The organism is bacterium (assembly GCA_023228325.1).
GTDB lineage: Bacteria > Auribacterota > UBA6266 > UBA6266 > UBA6266 > UBA6266.
On record JALOBK010000001.1, the window covers coordinates 1,353,109 to 1,370,448 of the forward strand.

Sequence of the window (17,340 nt, forward strand, 5' to 3'; positions counted from 1 at the left end):
TGAATGTCCATGTCCCTGCTTTCTGTAAAAAATCTTAAAACCTACTTCTATACTTCCGAAGGCGTGGTAAAGGCTGTAGATGATATCAGTTTTGATATTCAAAAAGGGGAGATACTTTCTATTGTGGGGGAATCCGGCTGCGGAAAAAGTATCACTGCTCTGTCTATCCTGAATTTAGTGCCCGGTCCGGGGGCGGTAGCGGGAGGTGAAATCCTGTATAACGGAAAAGACCTGTTGAAGTTGAAAGAGAAAGATATAAGGAAAATACGCGGCAAAGAGATCTCCATGGTGTTTCAGGAGCCCATGACTTCTCTGAACCCTGTTTTTACCGTGGGAAACCAGGTTGCGGAAGTTTTTGCGGTCCATAGCGGATTCGGCGGGAGGAAGGCAAAAGACTCAACTGTACAAATGTTTAAGAAGGTCAGGATTCCGGATCCTGAGAGGATCTTTGACTCTTACCCGCACCAGTTGTCCGGCGGGATGCAGCAGAGGGTTATGATAGCAATGGCGCTTGCGTGCGGGCCTTCCATACTGATTGCCGACGAACCGACCACTGCTCTTGACGTAACGATTCAGGCGCAGATCCTGGACCTTATCTGTTCTTTAAAAAAAGATTTTTCCATGAGCGTGCTTTTTATAACACATGACCTTGGGATTGTTTCGGATATCGCGGACCGTATTCATGTCATGTACTCCGGGAAAATAGCGGAAAAAGGTCTTGTTAAAAAAGTTATTTCGGAACCGGCTCATCCGTATACAAGAGGATTGCTTGACTCTCTCCCGAAACTTGGCCGGAATAAAGAAAAACTTAATGTTATTCCCGGGCAGGTGCCGAGTCCTCTTACACAAATTAAAGGGTGTAAATTCCATCCCAGGTGTCCGCGGGTTGTGGAAAGATGCCTGGTTGAAGAACCCGGACTTTTTGATTTGGACGGCGGCGGGTGCGCCGCCTGTTTTAATCCCGTTCCTCCAAGGAAAATCAAATGAAAGAAATTTTAAAAACAGAAGGCCTGAAAAAATATTTTCCTGTTAAAAAAGGGGTTTTTTCCAGGATTGCCGGTTATGTGAAAGCGGTTGATTTTGTCAGCTTAACGATAAACAAAGGTAAAGTTGTTGGATTGGTCGGGGAATCGGGATGCGGGAAAACAACACTCGGAAGGACCATTATAAAATTATATGAGCCGACTGCCGGAAGGATTGTTTTTGATGACATTGACATTACCTCTATGTCCCGAAAACTGATGAGACCCCTGAGAAAAAGGATCCAGTATATTTTCCAGGACCCGTATTCTTCTTTGAATCCGAGAATGACCGTCATGGATATCGTGGGAGAAGGGCCTGTTATACACAATATCGTTAAAAATTCCGATCAAAAGAGAAAACTTGTAGAAAACATATTAAATAAAGTCGGTTTATCCAGAGAACATGCTGACAGGTATCCTCATGAGTTCAGCGGAGGGCAGCGCCAGAGAATAGGTATTGCCAGGTCAATGGCGCTGAATCCTGAGCTCATTATCTGCGATGAGCCGATTTCCGCTTTAGACGTGTCTATCCAGGCGCAGATAATAAATCTTCTGGTGGATTTAAAGAATGAATTTGGTATTTCCTACCTGTTTATTTCCCACGACCTTAAAGTCGTGGAACATATCAGCGACGATGTTGCGGTTATGTACATGGGCAGGCTGGTTGAGTATGCTTCCGCCTCAATGCTTTACAGCGAACCCCTTCATCCTTACACGCTCGCTCTTATAGACGCTATACCGGTTATAGACAAGAAAACCAACTCGAAGAAAATTTTTCTTCAGGGTGATGTTCCTTCTCCGATGAATCCGCCGGCAGGCTGTCCGTTCCATACAAGGTGCGCGGAATGCGTTGACAGATGCAAAAAAGAGATACCCGAATTAAGAGAAGTGAGAAAGGGGCATAAAGTAGCATGCCACAGAAGATAATTTTATTGTTAATCCTGGTTTTTGTGTTTAATAATTTATCCTGCTCGGTAAGCGAGCCTGACGCTGAACATATGCCGCTTGACACGAAACCTGCTTCGGGAGATGCCCTTGTAAGGCTGATTCATGCCGAACCTGGTATATTAAATCCGATTTTAAGCACGGATGTTTATTCCAGCGATATAGAGAGCCTGATGTTTGATTCTTTAATCGAAAGGGATCCGCAGACGCTTGAATTCAGGCCGTTGTGCGCGGAAAAATGGGAAATATCCCGTGACGGCATGGAATATACTTTTTCCCTGAGAAAAGGGATAAAATGGGATGACGGGCGGGAAATGACGGCGAAAGATGTCCTCTTCTCGTTTAATATGATAAAAGACCCTTCGGTAAATGCCCCCCATCTGAGGAATTATTATAATGATATACAGTCGGTGGAAGTTATCGGCGCGTATACCGTCAAATTCAAATATATCAGGAAATATTTCAGGGCGCTTGAGATTTGCGGCACCATGCCGATACTGCCCGAGCATATTTATAATTCAGGCGATTTCAACGAGTCCGGATTAAACCGCCGTCCCGCTGGCAACGGCCCTTACTCTTTCGACAAATGGAAAACAGGCAGTGAGATAGTCATTAAAAGAAATAAAAATTACTGGGGCGATAAACCGTTTATAGACAAAATAATTTTTAAGATTATTACCGATGAAACGGTGGCCCTGCAGCTGTTGAAAAAAGGAGAGATAGACATGATGTCTCTTCAGCCCCTGCAGTGGGAAAAACAGACCGGCGCGGAAAAGTTCCTGCGCAGATATGACAAGCATAAGTATTTTCTGCCCAATTATTCGTTTATCGCATGGAACCTGCAGAAGGAACCTTTTTGTGATGTAAGAGTAAGGCAGGCGATGACCCATTTTATAAACAGAAAGAAAATTCTGGATAAGCTCAGGTATGGGTTGGGGGTTATAGTCACCGGGCCCTTTTATGTCAACAGCGATGAATATGATAAAACCGTCCTGCCTTTGGAATATTCACCGTCAAAAGCAAGGCAGCTTTTGGCGGAAACCGGCTGGAAAGATACGGACGGCGACGGCATTATGGATAAAAACGGAAAAAAATTCGAATTTGAATTTTTAATCCCCTCCGGCACGGATTTTTCATCGAAATTGGCCACCATCATCAAGGAAGATTTCGCAAAAGAAGGTATTATCGTAGAGATAAAAAACCTTGAATGGGCTGTGTTTGTGCAGAATCTCAATGAAAGAAATTTCGACGCGGTGACTCTTGCATGGCAGATGCCGGTAGAATCGGACCCTTACCAGGTCTGGCATTCTTCCCAGGCCGGCAAAGGTTCGAATTTCATCGGTTTCAGAAACGATAAAGCGGATTTTCTTATAGAAGCTATCAGGGAGACGCTGGATAAGAAGCGGAGAATAGAGTACTGCCACGAGTTTCACAGGATGCTGAACGAACTTCAGCCTTACACATTCCTGTTCTGCAGTAATTCACTGGTCGCGCTGAATAAAAGGTTTATGAACGTAAAAGTTTATCCGATGGGGTTTAGGATAATAGAGTGGTATGTTCCCGGCAGCATGCAGCTTTATTCGGAATAGGGGATAAATGAGAGATTATATTTTAAGGCGGCTGTTATTGATAATACCGACTTACATCGGCATTACCCTTGTGACATTCATCATTATACAATTGGCTCCGGGCAGCCCCGTTTCACAGAAGCTCGGCATAGGGGAATCACTGAAAGATAATGCGGTAAACAAAGAAATAATTGAGCAGACAAAACAGCTTTACGGTCTGGATAAGCCCCTTCCGGTCCAGTATATGAGATGGTTCAAGAGAAGTGTTTCTTTTGATTTCGGAAATTCCTACAAGGATAACAGGCCTGTAATGGAAAAGATTTCCGAGAGAATTCCGGTTACCCTTCAGATAAACATTATTTCAATTCTTGTCATCTACCTGATATCAATACCGATAGGCGTCTTTTCTTCGATAGAGCATAATTCCCTTCCGGACAAATTGCTGACGCTTTTTATTTTCATACTTTATTCACTGCCTAATTTCTGGGTTGCCATTCTTCTGATTACTTTTTTGGGCGGCGGAGATTATCTGAATATTTTTCCGATTTACGGTTTGAACTCATACGGCATAGAAAAAGCGGGTTTTTTCAACTTTGTCATTGACCGGTTATGGCACCTGTTCCTTCCCGTGTTGTGTTTGTCATATGGCGGGCTTGCCGTTTTATCGAGATATGCTAAAGTCGGGATGCTGGATGTAATAAGGCAGGATTATATACTTACCGCCAGAGCAAAAGGACTTTCGGAAAAAACGGTGATATTCAAGCATGCGCTGAGGAATTCCCTGATACCGATTGTAACATTGCTTGGAGGCCTTTTGCCTGCAATGCTTGGCGGAAGCGTTATTATCGAATCGATATTTTCGATTCCAGGTATGGGCAAGCTGGGTTTTGAATCCATACTGGCGCGAGACTATCCGACGATAATGGGGATAGCTTCGATTGCCGCCTTGCTTACGCTTGTAGGGTTTTTAATATCGGATATTCTTTATGCTGTAGTTGACCCGAGGATTTCATACGAATGAAAACAGGATATTTATACGGTATCTGGTTGAGGTTCAGGAAAAATAAACTGGCCCTGTCAGGATTGTTTTTGGTTATATGGATAAGTTTAATTGCGGTTGCAGCCCCTCTCCTGTCTAATGATGTGCCGCTTTTCGCCATAAAATCTTCCGGCAAATTCGTATTCCCTTTCCTGAACAGGAAAATATTTTCTGAAAAAGAAGAATATGTTTTCAGGTTAAACCCCCCGATTAGTTTCAGTCCCACAGAGTATAACCTTGATGAAGTGCTTGAGGCGCCCTCCCGAAAACATATATTCGGCACGGATGACAGGGGAAGAGATGTTGCCAGCAGGCTTCTTTACGGCAGCAGGATATCTCTATCCGTGGGGTTTGTCGCGGTATCTATCTATGTTTTGATAGGAGTGCTGCTGGGTTCTTTTGCGGGTTATTTCGGCAGGTTTGCCGATGCTTTGATTTCCCGTGTTATAGAAATAGTCATCTGTTTCCCTGCTTTTTTCCTTATAATAACGATAATAGCATACCTGCCTTCCAGCATTTATAACATAATGATAGTCATAGGAGTGACAGGCTGGCCCGGTGTCGCGAGGCTTGTAAGGGGAGAAATATTAAAAATAAAAAGTATTGAGTATATCCAATCAGCCAGGACTGTGGGTGTCTCATCCATGCGCATAATTTTCAGGCACATATTACCCAATGCCATAGGCCCTGTGCTTGTTTCCGCCACATTCGGCGTTGCCGGCGCGATATTGATTGAGTCAAGCCTGAGTTTTCTCGGTTTTGGCGTTCAGCCTCCTACTCCTTCATGGGGTGAGATACTTTCGCAGGCGAAGCAATATCTGTCATGGTGGCTGGTATTATTCCCGGGGATAGCGATTTTTATAACAGTCACGGCCTTCAACCTGGTAGGGGAAGGCGTAAGAGACGCGATAGATCCCAAATGACAGCTTCCGTTCAGGATGTGGTTTTGAATTTGTTAAGTATTTCGTTCAATTCGGATATATTTTTTTGTAATTCATCGACTATGGGCTTAATTTTTTCGTCTACCTGAATATTCTCTTTGAGATTTGAGAGGTTCATGGAAATTTCCTTTGCGGTGAACTTTGATTCGCCGATGTTCCTGTCCAGGGCCGACGCCAGGTTATTTATGTGGTTTGCTATAGTTTTTAATTCGTCGCCTTTTCTGAGACGGACTCTTTTTTTCAGGTTTCCTTTCGATAGTTCTTCAATATCTGTTTCCAGCCTGTATATAGGGCCGGCAATCTTGTGAGACAGGAAAATGCTGATAATTATTATCAGGGGTGAAATAGCGGCAAGGCTTGAAATGACACTTTTCTTTATGGCGGATAATATAGGCACAAGCCTGTATTGAGGATATACCTTCTGGAGAGGTTCCTGGACGAGAGGCATACCGGTTTTCCAGATAACGGCGCCCGTAAGGACCGACGCGATAACCATAATCAGCAATGTTATAAATATATATTTTCCCTGAAGTTTGCCCTTTACAATATAATTGGTTCTCATTTTTCTGATTTTAACCATCTTCGGCTCCTTTCATTAGCAAAAGATCAAAGAGAAGATCCCGCACCGGTTTCTTTTTTATTTAAAGAAGAATTATTGCTTTCGTTAGAAAGATCTGGCCCTCTCATTAACTCAACCCTTCTGTTGATAATCAAATCTATTGTCTGGCCCTGCGAGTTGGAAATATTTTTTATGGCTTCTTCCATGGGCATGTACCTTGTAGGTTCCTGGTTAATGGATATTATAAGGTCCAGAGGCTTGAGTCCTGCCAGGTCAGCCGGTTTCCCGGGCATAACGCTGATAACCGTGAGCCCTTCGGTTTCCATGCTCAAAGAAGCGCCTATGCCTTTGAAAGACCTTGTGCCCCAGTTTATTTCTTCGCTCCGCGGCTTGATTTCTTTTTGCACGATTATGTTTATTTTTGAGCCTTCGGAACCGGAAAGGAGCTTGATAACCTCTTCGCGTGGCATATATTTAGTGGCTTTATCCCACACGCCTACAAGGAAATCTCCGTTTTGTATGCCTGTTTTTGAGGCTTCGGATTCGGATATTACATCGTTTATCCTGAAATCATCGCCTTCTTTTTCGATATTAAAACCGACATTGTTCCTGAGGATTGTTTCCTGTTCTTCGCGCATCTTGAGGAGCTGTTCTTTTTTTTCTCTTAATTTGGCGAGAAGCTCTTCTTTCCGTTGCCTTTTTGTATCGACGATATCATTGATTCTGCTTATCGCGTCTTTTGCTTCCCTGAGGTCGGATTTTAACTCGAGCGCCATATTATAATAAGTAATAGCTTTTTCGTAGTCCTTGCGTTCTTCATATTTCGAGGCCAGCATCATATAATTATTTTCAGGGTCGTCATACACTATGTTTTTGACCTGGTCCATCATTATTTCGACTTCGCCTTCAGGAATGGACAAAACTATACGATCGGCATATTTATCTACGATAATACCCATCTGTCTGCCGCCGTTTTTAAGATGGACGACATCGGCACCGGAAGAAGCGGCCCATAGGGTGAGAAAACAAAAAATCAAAGTAAATCTCAATCTTGTCATTGAGAAATTTTCAGTATCTTTCAGGTTAATTAAATGTTCTAAATCAACAAATAACATTTTAAATTGATATAGTCAAGCAATAAGAGAAAGAAAAAGGATCGTTAAAATTTGAATTATTTAGTTTTATTTTTATTGACACGGTAATATAATGAATGATAGTTTCATTGAAATTTTTGGGAGGATTGTCATCTAAACTTTTTCAGGAGGAGGGTAAAATGGCTGAAGGTTATTGTGTTAAATGTAAAGCAAAGAAACAGATGGTTAACTCAAGTGAAATTACTATGGCAAACGGCCGTCAGGCAATGAAGGGCAAATGCCCTGATTGCGGAACGGGAATGTTCAAGATTCTCGGAAAGAAAAAATAACAATTTTGAGTTAAAAAACAATTCCGGAGCTGTGCCTTATTGTGAAAATCTGGGGTATGGCTCCGGAAGATCTTTTAGTACCGCGATGTATTTGAGGAATTCTCTATGGCCCAGGAACTTGCATACGTTTTAATCAATCCTTATACCCTTATGAAATCAAGAACCGGCGGTGTAATCGCAAGGCTGCTCGGAAGAAGCAATCTTGAATTGGTTGCCTGCAGAATGTTTGCGCCGAACGAAGAAATGGTTAATGAATTCTGTGAGGTCATAATGGGTGATTCCAAAAGCGGCAGACAAATCAGGGATCATATAGTCGGTTATCTTCAGAATAATTATATAAAACACCCCAATTCGAAAATGCATAACAGGGTGATGTTCCTGCTTTTTAAAGGCGAGAATGCCGTCAATAAAATAAGAAAAGTTGTGGGGCCGCTGGTGCATAAATCCATTTCCGGCGAAACGATACGCGATACCTATGGTGATTACATCAAAGACGCGAAAGGCAACATTACTTATTTTGAACCCGCTGTCCTTGTTCCGCCCGACGCTAAAAATGCTGAAAAAAGGCTAAAAATATGGGCGAAATACTCAAAGAAAAACGGCGGACTTCTTGAAAAAACGATAAAATACAAGAACAGGAAAAATGTTCAGAAAACACTTGTGCTGATTAAACCGGATAATTTCAGAGGGCCGAGCCATAAGGCGGGCAACATTATAGACCTTTTTTCGAAGACCGGATTGTATATTATTGGGGCAAAGCTTGTTAACCTCAGCTTAAAAGAAGCGGAGGAATTTTACGGCCCTGTCAGGAAAGTATTGGCGGAAAAACTGCAAACAAGGATTAAAGAGCGGATCAAAAAAGCCATAGAAACGGAATTTGGCTTCAGAGCACCGGATGCGTGCCTTGATAAAGTTACAAATGAAATCAGCAATATCAATGCTGAAAACGAATTCAACAATATTATTTATTTCATGACCGGTATAGACAGGCGAAATCCTGAAGTGCTGAAAAACAAGGATCGGAAAGGGAAAGTTAAATGCCTCGCGCTTGTATATCAGGGAAAGGAAGCGGTTCAGAAAATAAGGAATCAGCTTGGATCGACTGACCCGACAAAAGCCGAATGGGCGACCGTAAGGCGGGAATTCGGCCAAAACGTAATGGAAAATACCGCTCATGCTTCTGATTCCCCGTTAAATGCGGAGAGGGAGATGAGAATAATAGATATAGACAAAGATGATATTGGTCAAATAGTCAGAGATTTTTATGGAAAGAAAAAGAAATAAGATTTCGTTAAGCCGCCGCGTACGGAACATAACGCCTTCCATTACGCTTGAGATAACAAGTAAAGCAAAAGAAATGAGGGAAAAAGGCATTGCTGTCCTTGGTTTCGGGGCGGGGGAGCCGGATTTTGACACTCCCGAAAATATAAAACAGGCCGCGAGGGAAGCAATCGATGAAGGTTTTACAAAGTATACGCCTGCGGCCGGAACCCCCGAATTGAGGAAAGCAGTCGCGGAGGAATTCAAAAAAGACACCACTGTAAACTATGATTCCTCCCAGATAGTGGTCTCCTGCGGCGCCAAGCATTCTCTTTTTAATATTTTACAGGTTATACTGAACGAGAAGGATGAAGTGATAATCCCTTCCCCTTACTGGCTGAGTTACCCCGAGATGGTTAAAATGGCCGGCGGTGTCCCGGTATTTGTGCTTTGTGATGAATCGGAAGATTTCCAGCTCAGGATGAAGAACCTGGTCAAAAAAATCACACCGAGAACCAAAGCCATCATAATAAATTCCCCGAACAACCCGACGGGTTGTATCCTGGGGAAAAAAATACTGAAAGAGATAGCAGAATTTGCCATAGAGAATAACATATTTGTAATATCTGATGAAATATACAATAAGATAGTCTATGAGGGCGAATCAGAAAGCATTTTAAAAATATGTCCCGAACTGAAGGATCTGGCCATTATAGTTAACGGTGTTTCAAAAAGTTTTTCTATGACCGGCTGGAGAATCGGTTATATAGCCGCGCCGAAACCGATAGCTTCCGCGATATCAAGTTATCAGAGCCACAGCACTTCCAATCCCTCTTCCATTGCCCAGAAGGCGGCGTATGCCGCGTTAAAAGGCGACAGGGAATTTATAAATAAAATGGTCAAATCCTTCAGAGACAGAAGAGAGTATATGTTCGGTAAGCTGAGTGGAATCCCCGGTGTTTCCTGTGTTAAACCCAGAGGCGCTTTTTATGTATTCCCCAATGTATCCGGGTTGGGAATGAAATCCACTGATTTTGCCGCTGATTTACTTGAAAAAGCTCATGTGGCTGTTGTTCCGGGGGCTGCTTTCGGCTGGGACACGCATATAAGGTTGTCTTACGCCGCATCGATGGAAGTTATTAAGAAAGGTCTTGAGCGGATCGAAAAATACATTAAATCTCTGTAATGCCTGGGAACCCCTTGTTTTTTCGGAAAAGTCCGATTTATTCCGCCGATTGACAGATACCATACGGGAAGGTAACAGTTGTATTGGCCGGGGAATACCTCAGGAAGCGAAGGGGTATGTCCTTTCGTATCTTTTTAAGCATCTGTCCAGAAGTTTTATCCTGTGTGTTTCCGGAAATCATGAAGCCGAATCCGTTATAAATGAAATAGAATCTTTTCTGGGCGGGGATAGTGTTATTTACCTGCCCGCGTGGGAAATCCTGCCCGGGGAACATGTCCACCCTCACATTGATGTTGTCGGGGAAAGAATGTCGGCGTTGATTCGTATTGCCGAAGAGAAATCGCCGGCGCTGATAATTACGACAGTAGATGCCCTTCAGCACAGGGTTGCCGCTCCCGCGCGCCTCTTTGATTTTGTTATAAATGTAAAATCCGGGGAATATTTAAATTTTGAAAATACACAGACAAAGTTGTCCTGTATCGGTTACGAAAGGGTGAAACAAGTTTCTTTCAAAGGCGAATTTTGTGTCAGGGGGGGGATTATCGATGTTTTCCCCTCGAATTCCGATTATCCCGCGCGCATTGATTTTGACGGAGATACGGCAAATACCGTCAGGATATTCGATGCTTCAAATCAAAGGTCATTCAGGAAGCAGAGCGCTGTTTCTATCGCGCCCGCGGATGAAACAATAACGATGGCTCCGGGCGGGATGGGCCGTATAACGGATTATTTTTCACCGTCCGCTATTTTAGTCCTCGATGATCCGGGGGAATTGGCGCGAAAAGCGGAAAAGAATAAAAAAATGCTGGCGCATAAAAGTCCGGAGGAATTTGAAGAAGCGCAATATCTGTTTGATTCCGCCGGACAAAAAATCATTTTCGGGGAAGACAGCATTGCCGGCGGGAAATTCGGGCATTTTAAGGAAATTAATTTTGGGATAAGCAGGATAGAGTATTTCCGGCCGAAAACGGAGCATGCGGGCCTGAAAAATATATTCGGCAGCGCGGTTAGCGAGTTAAAAAAAATAATAGGTAAACAAAAAAAAATATTTATATTCGGAAATAACACGGGAGAAATCGAGCGCCTGGCCGAAATGCTGGTCGAGGAAAAAGTGCCTGTCGATAAAATTAATTTTTCAATCGGCAGGTTAAGGGGCGGCTTCTCGCTTGATGACGCGGGGCTTTATATCCTTACCGACCAGGAAATCCTGGGAAGATATAAAATACAGAGGCCGAGGAGAAAGTTTTACGGCTCTATCGCGCCCATGGAAATTTCCGAACTTAAGACAGGAGATTATGTTGTCCATATAGATCACGGTATCGGCAGGTATCTGGGGCTTAGCCAGATAGAAAAAGACGGCAGAACATCGGAAAAGGCCCTTATAGAATATGCGGATAATTCGAAGTTATACGTCCCTTTAAGTAAATTTAACTTAATACAGCGCTATATAGGGTTAAAAGACAGAAAACCGGCGCTTGACAGGCTGGGCGGCAGGAAATGGCTTTATAAAAAAGCAAAAGCACAGAAAGCCATAATGGATTATTCATCGGAGCTGCTGAAGACGCAGGCCGCGAGGAATTCCGCTTCCGGGTTTAAGTTTTCAAAAGACAGCATATGGCAGAAAGAATTGGAAGCTTCTTTCATTTATGAAGAGACACCCGATCAGAATTCTTCGTTAAGCGATATAAAAAATGATATGGAATCCGACAGGACTATGGACAGGCTGATATGCGGCGATGTGGGTTACGGAAAAACGGAAGTTGCCATGAGGGCGGCATTCAAATCAGTCATGGATTCAAAACAGGTCGCCGTGCTGGTACCGACCACTATTCTCGCAAAGCAGCATCACGATACTTTTTCCGAAAGGATGGCCGATTATCCGGTTTGCATTGAAATGCTTTCCAGGTTTAAAACGTTTTCTGAACAGAAAGACATTGTTGAGCGTCTAAAACAGGGTAAAGTCGATATTATAATCGGGACGCACAGGCTACTCCAGGATGATGTGGAATTTAAAGATCTGGGGCTTGTTGTTATTGATGAGGAACAGAGATTCGGGGTCCTACATAAGGAAAAACTGAAAAGATTCAGGTTAACCGTGGATGTGCTTACTATGAGCGCTACTCCGATTCCGAGGACGCTTTACATGTCGCTTGCGGGAGCCAAGGATATAAGCACAATCACTACTCCTCCCGAAGACAGGCTTCCGGTTGAGACATATGTGGGGGTATACGATAAAACCGTTGTCAGGGATGCCATCCTGCGGGAAATCGGGCGGGAAGGCCAGGTCTTTTATATTCATAACAGGATTGATTCCATCGGTAAGGCATGTGCCGAGCTGGCGGAAGCTATCCCGCAGGTCAAGTTTGCTTATGCTCACGGGCAAATGCACGAGCATGAACTTGAATACATAATGAGCGATTTTGTTTCCGGAAAAATTGATGTCCTGGTGTCAACAACGATTATAGAATCAGGGATAGATATACCCAATGCCAATACGATAATTATAGAGCGCGCGGATATGTTCGGGCTTGCCGACCTTTATCAGCTGAGGGGCAGGGTGGGAAGATTTAAGCGCAGGGCGTATGCCTACCTTTTTACATTGTCCGATTCGGCTATGACATCCGATGTAAGGAAGCGGCTTCACGCGATGAAAAAATTCTCTTCGCTCGGCTCGGGGTTTAAGGTTGCTCTTAAAGACCTGGAAATAAGGGGCGCGGGAAATATTATAGGGAAGGAACAGCACGGGCATGTGAGCTCGATTGGATTCGATTTATATTGTAAACTGCTCCGTCAGGCCGTGGCTGAGCTTCAAGGTAAAAAAGTCCGTGAAATTCCGGATGTACACATAGATCTCGGCTTATATTTGAGGATTCCCGAAGCTTATGTGGAAGAAGAGACTGAAAGGACTAAAATCTATATTATGATAGCATCCTCTGTTGACGGCAAAGAGATAGATGAGATAGCCCGGAACATGGAAGACAGGTTCGGGGCGATTCCCAGGCCGGTGAGTTTGATGTTAATGATTGCAAAATTAAGGTTCTCGGCTTGTTCCTGCGGGGTAAACTCCGTTGAAGTTGCCGGCACCAAGCTGATTATAAGAAAAAAGGGAAGAAGACTGTGTTATAACTTAACGGATATCGGAGGTGATATTAATGATCCTGAAAGGTTAATTTCGACGGTGAAAAACTTGTTGCAGGGTATATAAGTAAATGATAAACTCTTTTTCTTGTTAAATATTGAGTTAAGCGCTTTAAACAGTCTCTGAATTGGAGGATTTCAATGAAAACAGCGAAATACTTTTTTGTCATAGGTCTTATGTTTTTGCAGGCTGCGGTTTGCGCCGCTTCCGGTAAAGATGTGGTGGCTACGGTGAACGGGCAGGAAATAACGGTTGATGACTTCAAAAATAAAATAAAAATTTCTGTTATGCCTGCCGCGTACGATGATGAAAACGTTAAAAAACAGGTCCTGGATTCCATGATAATAAACAGCCTGATATATGATATGGCAGTGGAGAAGGGTGTCGATAAAGATGAAGAACTGCTATCCAGGATAAACGACATAAAGAAGTCAATGGCGTCACAGATATTCATTGAAAGGGAAGTGCTTGATAAAATCAGTTTAACCGACGAGGAAACGAGAAAGTATTATGATGAGCACAGTGAAGAATTTGTAATTCCGGAGAGGATAAAAGCCTCTCACATACTTATCCAGATTCCTGAGAATGCGGATGAAGATGTTAAGGATAAGGCGAAAAAAGCCGCTGAAGATATCCTTAACAGGATAAATAACGGGGAAAAATTTGAAGTCCTTGCCGAAGAAATGTCGGATTGCCCTTCTTCAAAAAGAGGCGGCGACCTTGGCTTTTTTGCCCGCGGGCAGATGGTCCCTGAATTTGAAGATGCGGCGTTTGACCTTGAAGTGGGGGGGATTTCCCGGGTGGTGGAAACCAGGTTTGGGTACCATATAATAACGGTTACCGAAAAAGCCCCCGGCGAAAAAATTAATTTTGATGAAAATAAGGACAAGATTCAACAGGTTCTCCTCCAGAAAAAAAAGAATGACACGCTGCAAAAATGGCTTGAAGATGTGAAATCCAAATCCGATATACAGATAAACGAAAACGCTTTAGAGGAAGTAAAGATAGAAGCCGATGACAAGCAGTAGAATCCTCAATTTTATTTGTATTTTTATCATCGGGATAACCTGCCTTGTTTTTCCCGCTGATGTTCCCGCTTTTGTTTTCGATAAAATAATAGCGATAATTAATGATGATGTCATTACATCGAGCGATATAAACAGGTTGATAAAACCCCTGTATGAACAGTATAAGAATATATATTCCGGCGAGGAATTGAATAAAAAACTGCTGTCTGCCCAGAAGGAAGCGCTTGATATAATGATAGACAACAAACTTCTGTATCAGGAAGCCGTCAAATACAAGGTTGAAATTGACAAAGAAGAAATAGACAGGAAAATAAACGAAGTCAAAGCCCGTTTCGGCTCCGAAGATGAATTTATCCAGGCGCTTGAAAGTGACGGGATAACAGTTGAAAAATACCGCCAGGAAATAAAAGAACAGATGATGATAATGAGATTGGTAGGGTATTTTGTCACTTCCAGGGTAGTTGTTGCCCCTATCGATGTGGAAAAGTACTATAACGAGCACAAAGAAGATTTTTTTGTAAAAGAGATGGTGAAGTTTGATTTAATCACAGTCAAGGATTCAGAAGAAAACCCGGCTTTGGATAAGGCAAATAAAATATTCTCGCTCCTGGAAAGCGATGCCGCCCTTTCAGAAATAAAAGGTAACTTTAAAGACGATGATTTTGTAAGCGTTAAGGAAGACATGGGTTTTTACGGCAGAGACCAGCTGCTGAAAGAGATAGAAGAAAACGCCTTCTCTCTTCAGATAGGCGAGTTTAGCAGGCCTTTTGTTATTGAAAATGAGTTTTATGTGGTGATACTCACAGACAGGATTACCGAAGGCACGGCTTCTTTAAGTGATGTTTTCCAGTCTATAGAAAACAAGTTGACATACGATAAAGTCAGGGATAAAAAGGCGGAGTTTATCAAGGAACTGAGAGAGAAAGCCTATATTTGTTACAAATAACCCCTTTAAGAGATTATAATGTCTAAAAAACCTGTTGTTGTTTTTACAATGGGAGACCCTTCAGGGATCGGACCTGAGATCTGTGTTAAAGCGGCATTATCGAAAAAAGTCCTTTCAGTATGCAGCCCTGTGATTTTCGGAGACCCCCTGGTTATTGAAGAAGCGGGTATCTTAATCGGAAAAAAGATACATATTATATCCGGAAAACTGGATTCAGCAGAATTAGGGAAAAAGATATGCGTGATGCCTGCTGTAAAACATAAGGGGAAACTTGAACCGGGCATTATTTCCGCTTTATCCGGAATTTCCGCCATGAAATGCATAGATGTTGCGCTGCGGTATGCTTTGGAAGGAAAAATTTCGGGGATTGTCACCGCGCCGATAAACAAGGAGTCGATTAAAAAGGCCGGGTATGATTTTCCCGGCCATACAGAATATCTTGCCGACAAGACAAAGACTAAAGACTTTGCCATGATGCTTATCGGGGGAAATATAAGGACGGCCCTTGTCACGACCCATTTACCTTTAAGAAAAGTCGCCGGCCGACTGACAGTTTCCGGTATTTACAGAAAAATACTGGTCTTAAATGACGGGATGTTAAAACTGGGGTTTAAGAAACCCAGAATCGCCGTCTGCGCCCTGAATCCTCACGCCGGGGAACACGGCAGGTTCGGCTCAGAAGAACAGAAAATCATAAAACCTGCCATCATTAAGGCCGCAAGAAAAAAGATAGATTGTTCGGGCCCTTTTCCGGCTGACACGGTTTTTTATTTCGCGAACAAGAAGAAATATGACGCAGTTTTGGCTATGTATCATGACCAGGGCCTTATCCCGGTTAAAATGCTTGGTTTTGACGACGGGGTCAATATAACTCTGGGCCTGCCGTTCATACGGACTTCACCCGACCATGGGACAGCGTTTGATATCGCATGGAAAAACAAGGCGTCTTCAAAAAGCATGGAAACCGCCGCGATTCTCGCTGCGAAACTCGCAAAAAAATAAGTTAATTGCTAAGAAAAAATGAAAAAAGAAAAATTGAAACCACAGATAACTCAGATAATCACAGATAAATATTCTTTAGCAAAAAATAATGCTTTAGTAATTTATATATTTTTGTTTTTATATCTGTGGTTAGAAATACTTTAACTACTGACATACAAATGAATGTTTCTGAAATAAAAAAAGTTCTCGAAGAGCGTGGAATAGCCCCGTTAAAAAGGTTCGGCCAGCATTTTCTGATAGATGCTAATGTTGCGGGAAAAATAGTCAATTCCATGGAGTTGACTGCTGCGGACAAAGTTCTGGAGATTGGCGGCGGTCTGGGCGCCCTGACTTCCGTTATTTTGAATAAAGGCTGCAGCCTTGAAGTCTGTGAAATTGACAGGAAAATTTCTGACATTCTTGAGGCTCGGTTTTCATCCGATAAAAACTTTAGCCTTATAAGGGGAAACTTCCTCGATTATAAGTTCCGTATTCGCGGCAAAAAAAAATATAAGATAATTTCTAATTTGCCCTATTATCTCACTTCATCTATAATATTCACTTTAATTGAAGCAAGGGGGTGTATTTCCGAAGCCGTGCTTGTTATGCAGAAAGAGATGGCGGAGCGGATTACCGCAAAACCCGCTACACCCGAATACGGGGCCATTACGGTTAAAGTAAATTTATTTTGTTCGGTCAGGAAATTGTTTGATATAAGCAGAAACGTATTTTACCCCAGGCCTGAAGTTGAGTCCGCCGCTGTTAAATTTGTTTTTCCGGAAAAGCCTAATTATTATGTGGAAGATATGGCTCTTTTCGACTTGATGCTTAAAAAGGGTTTTTCGCAGAGAAGAAAACAGTTCAGAAAAATACTGGCTGATGTCGGCAGGGAGACTGACCCTGTAGGCATATTAAGCGGTATAGGGCTTGACCGCACTGCTAGAATAGAAGAACTTGAAACAGGGGATATTGTAAAAATAGCCAATTGTTTGAAGGGAAAATAATTTCGGATGAAAGTTGATAAAAAACTGGTTGAATACCTTGCGAATCTTTCCAGGCTGGAGTTTGACGATACAAAGCTTGATGAAATTACAGGCCAGCTCAAAGGGATAATAAAATACGTCGAAAAACTTGATACCCTTGATACAAAGGATGTTGAGCCTACCGCGCATATACTTCCTTTGAAGAATGTTTTTAGGGAGGATAAGATAATCCCGTCAATTGACAGGGATAAGATTTTCAAAAGCTCTCCCGATTCTGACAACGGCTATTTTATCGTGCCCAAGGTCATTGAGGAATAACA

Annotated in this window: 16 protein-coding genes; 14 read left to right on the top strand and 2 right to left on the bottom strand. The window is 42.7% G+C overall.

Translation table 11 applies throughout. From position 1 onward, the window contains the following. The first annotated feature begins 3 nt into the window (after window positions 1-3). The 5 genes from M0R36_06490 to M0R36_06510 are packed head-to-tail and all read left to right on the top strand — an operon-like array spanning window position 4 to window position 5,497. The gene (locus tag M0R36_06490; GenBank protein ID MCK9555446.1) at window positions 4-987 is read left to right on the top strand and encodes an ABC transporter ATP-binding protein; all 984 of its coding nucleotides are present in this window, start codon (window positions 4-6) and stop codon (window positions 985-987) included. Beyond that, entirely contained in the window at window positions 984-1,949 is a 966-nt protein-coding gene (locus M0R36_06495; protein MCK9555447.1) for a dipeptide ABC transporter ATP-binding protein, read from the top strand. Before M0R36_06490 ends, M0R36_06495 begins: the two co-directional genes overlap by 4 nt. After that, window positions 1,934-3,556, top strand: coding sequence for a peptide-binding protein (locus tag M0R36_06500; GenBank protein MCK9555448.1), 1,623 nt, complete (start codon window positions 1,934-1,936; stop codon window positions 3,554-3,556). The genes M0R36_06495 and M0R36_06500 overlap by 16 nt, the downstream gene beginning before the upstream one ends. A gap of 7 nt (window positions 3,557-3,563) precedes the next feature. Continuing rightward, a complete protein-coding gene (locus M0R36_06505) occupies window positions 3,564-4,556 on the top strand; it encodes an ABC transporter permease (protein MCK9555449.1) in 993 nt (330 codons plus the stop codon). Further along, window positions 4,553-5,497, top strand: a complete 945-nt coding sequence (locus tag M0R36_06510; GenBank protein ID MCK9555450.1) for an ABC transporter permease — start codon at window positions 4,553-4,555, stop codon at window positions 5,495-5,497. The genes M0R36_06505 and M0R36_06510 overlap by 4 nt, the downstream gene beginning before the upstream one ends. A 10-nt stretch (window positions 5,498-5,507) precedes the next feature. Here the strand turns inward: M0R36_06510 and M0R36_06515 are convergent, their stop codons facing one another. Both M0R36_06515 and M0R36_06520 read right to left on the bottom strand, forming a co-directional pair. Next, window positions 5,508-6,095: a hypothetical protein gene (locus M0R36_06515; protein MCK9555451.1), complete on the bottom strand. Its 588-nt coding sequence runs from the start codon at window positions 6,093-6,095 to the stop codon at window positions 5,508-5,510. Window positions 6,096-6,121: 26 nt separating this feature from the next. Further along, the gene (locus M0R36_06520; protein ID MCK9555452.1) at window positions 6,122-7,132 is read right to left on the bottom strand and encodes a PDZ domain-containing protein; all 1,011 of its coding nucleotides are present in this window, start codon (window positions 7,130-7,132) and stop codon (window positions 6,122-6,124) included. Between the two features lie 215 nt (window positions 7,133-7,347). Here M0R36_06520 and M0R36_06525 point away from each other — a divergent pair, with 215 nt between their 5' ends. The 9 genes from M0R36_06525 to gatC all read left to right on the top strand — a co-directional run bounded on the left by M0R36_06525 (window position 7,348) and on the right by gatC (window position 17,338). Beyond that, entirely contained in the window at window positions 7,348-7,497 is a 150-nt protein-coding gene (locus tag M0R36_06525; protein ID MCK9555453.1) for a DUF5679 domain-containing protein, read from the top strand. 150 nt (window positions 7,498-7,647) lie between these two features. Beyond that, entirely contained in the window at window positions 7,648-8,781 is a 1,134-nt protein-coding gene (locus M0R36_06530) for a nucleoside-diphosphate kinase (protein MCK9555454.1), read from the top strand. A 1-nt stretch (window position 8,782) separates the two neighbouring features. Next, window positions 8,783-9,943, top strand: a complete 1,161-nt coding sequence (locus tag M0R36_06535) for a pyridoxal phosphate-dependent aminotransferase (GenBank protein MCK9555455.1) — start codon at window positions 8,783-8,785, stop codon at window positions 9,941-9,943. Between the two features lie 49 nt (window positions 9,944-9,992). Next, a complete protein-coding gene (gene mfd / locus M0R36_06540; GenBank protein ID MCK9555456.1) occupies window positions 9,993-13,148 on the top strand; it encodes a transcription-repair coupling factor in 3,156 nt (1,051 codons plus the stop codon). Between the two features lie 74 nt (window positions 13,149-13,222). Next, complete coding sequence (locus M0R36_06545) at window positions 13,223-14,110, top strand: peptidylprolyl isomerase (GenBank protein MCK9555457.1); 888 nt, start codon at window positions 13,223-13,225, stop codon at window positions 14,108-14,110. Beyond that, entirely contained in the window at window positions 14,097-15,056 is a 960-nt protein-coding gene (locus M0R36_06550) for a SurA N-terminal domain-containing protein (GenBank protein ID MCK9555458.1), read from the top strand. Before M0R36_06545 ends, M0R36_06550 begins: the two co-directional genes overlap by 14 nt. 18 nt (window positions 15,057-15,074) lie before the next feature. Next, window positions 15,075-16,058: a 4-hydroxythreonine-4-phosphate dehydrogenase PdxA gene (pdxA, locus tag M0R36_06555; GenBank protein MCK9555459.1), complete on the top strand. Its 984-nt coding sequence runs from the start codon at window positions 15,075-15,077 to the stop codon at window positions 16,056-16,058. 158 nt (window positions 16,059-16,216) lie between these two features. Beyond that, window positions 16,217-17,041, top strand: a complete 825-nt coding sequence (rsmA, locus tag M0R36_06560; protein ID MCK9555460.1) for a 16S rRNA (adenine(1518)-N(6)/adenine(1519)-N(6))-dimethyltransferase RsmA — start codon at window positions 16,217-16,219, stop codon at window positions 17,039-17,041. A 6-nt stretch (window positions 17,042-17,047) separates the two neighbouring features. Further along, window positions 17,048-17,338 carry an Asp-tRNA(Asn)/Glu-tRNA(Gln) amidotransferase subunit GatC gene (gene gatC, locus M0R36_06565; protein MCK9555461.1) on the top strand — a complete coding sequence of 97 codons (291 nt, stop codon included), beginning with the start codon at window positions 17,048-17,050 and terminating at the stop codon, window positions 17,336-17,338. The last annotated feature ends 2 nt before the right edge of the window (window positions 17,339-17,340 follow it).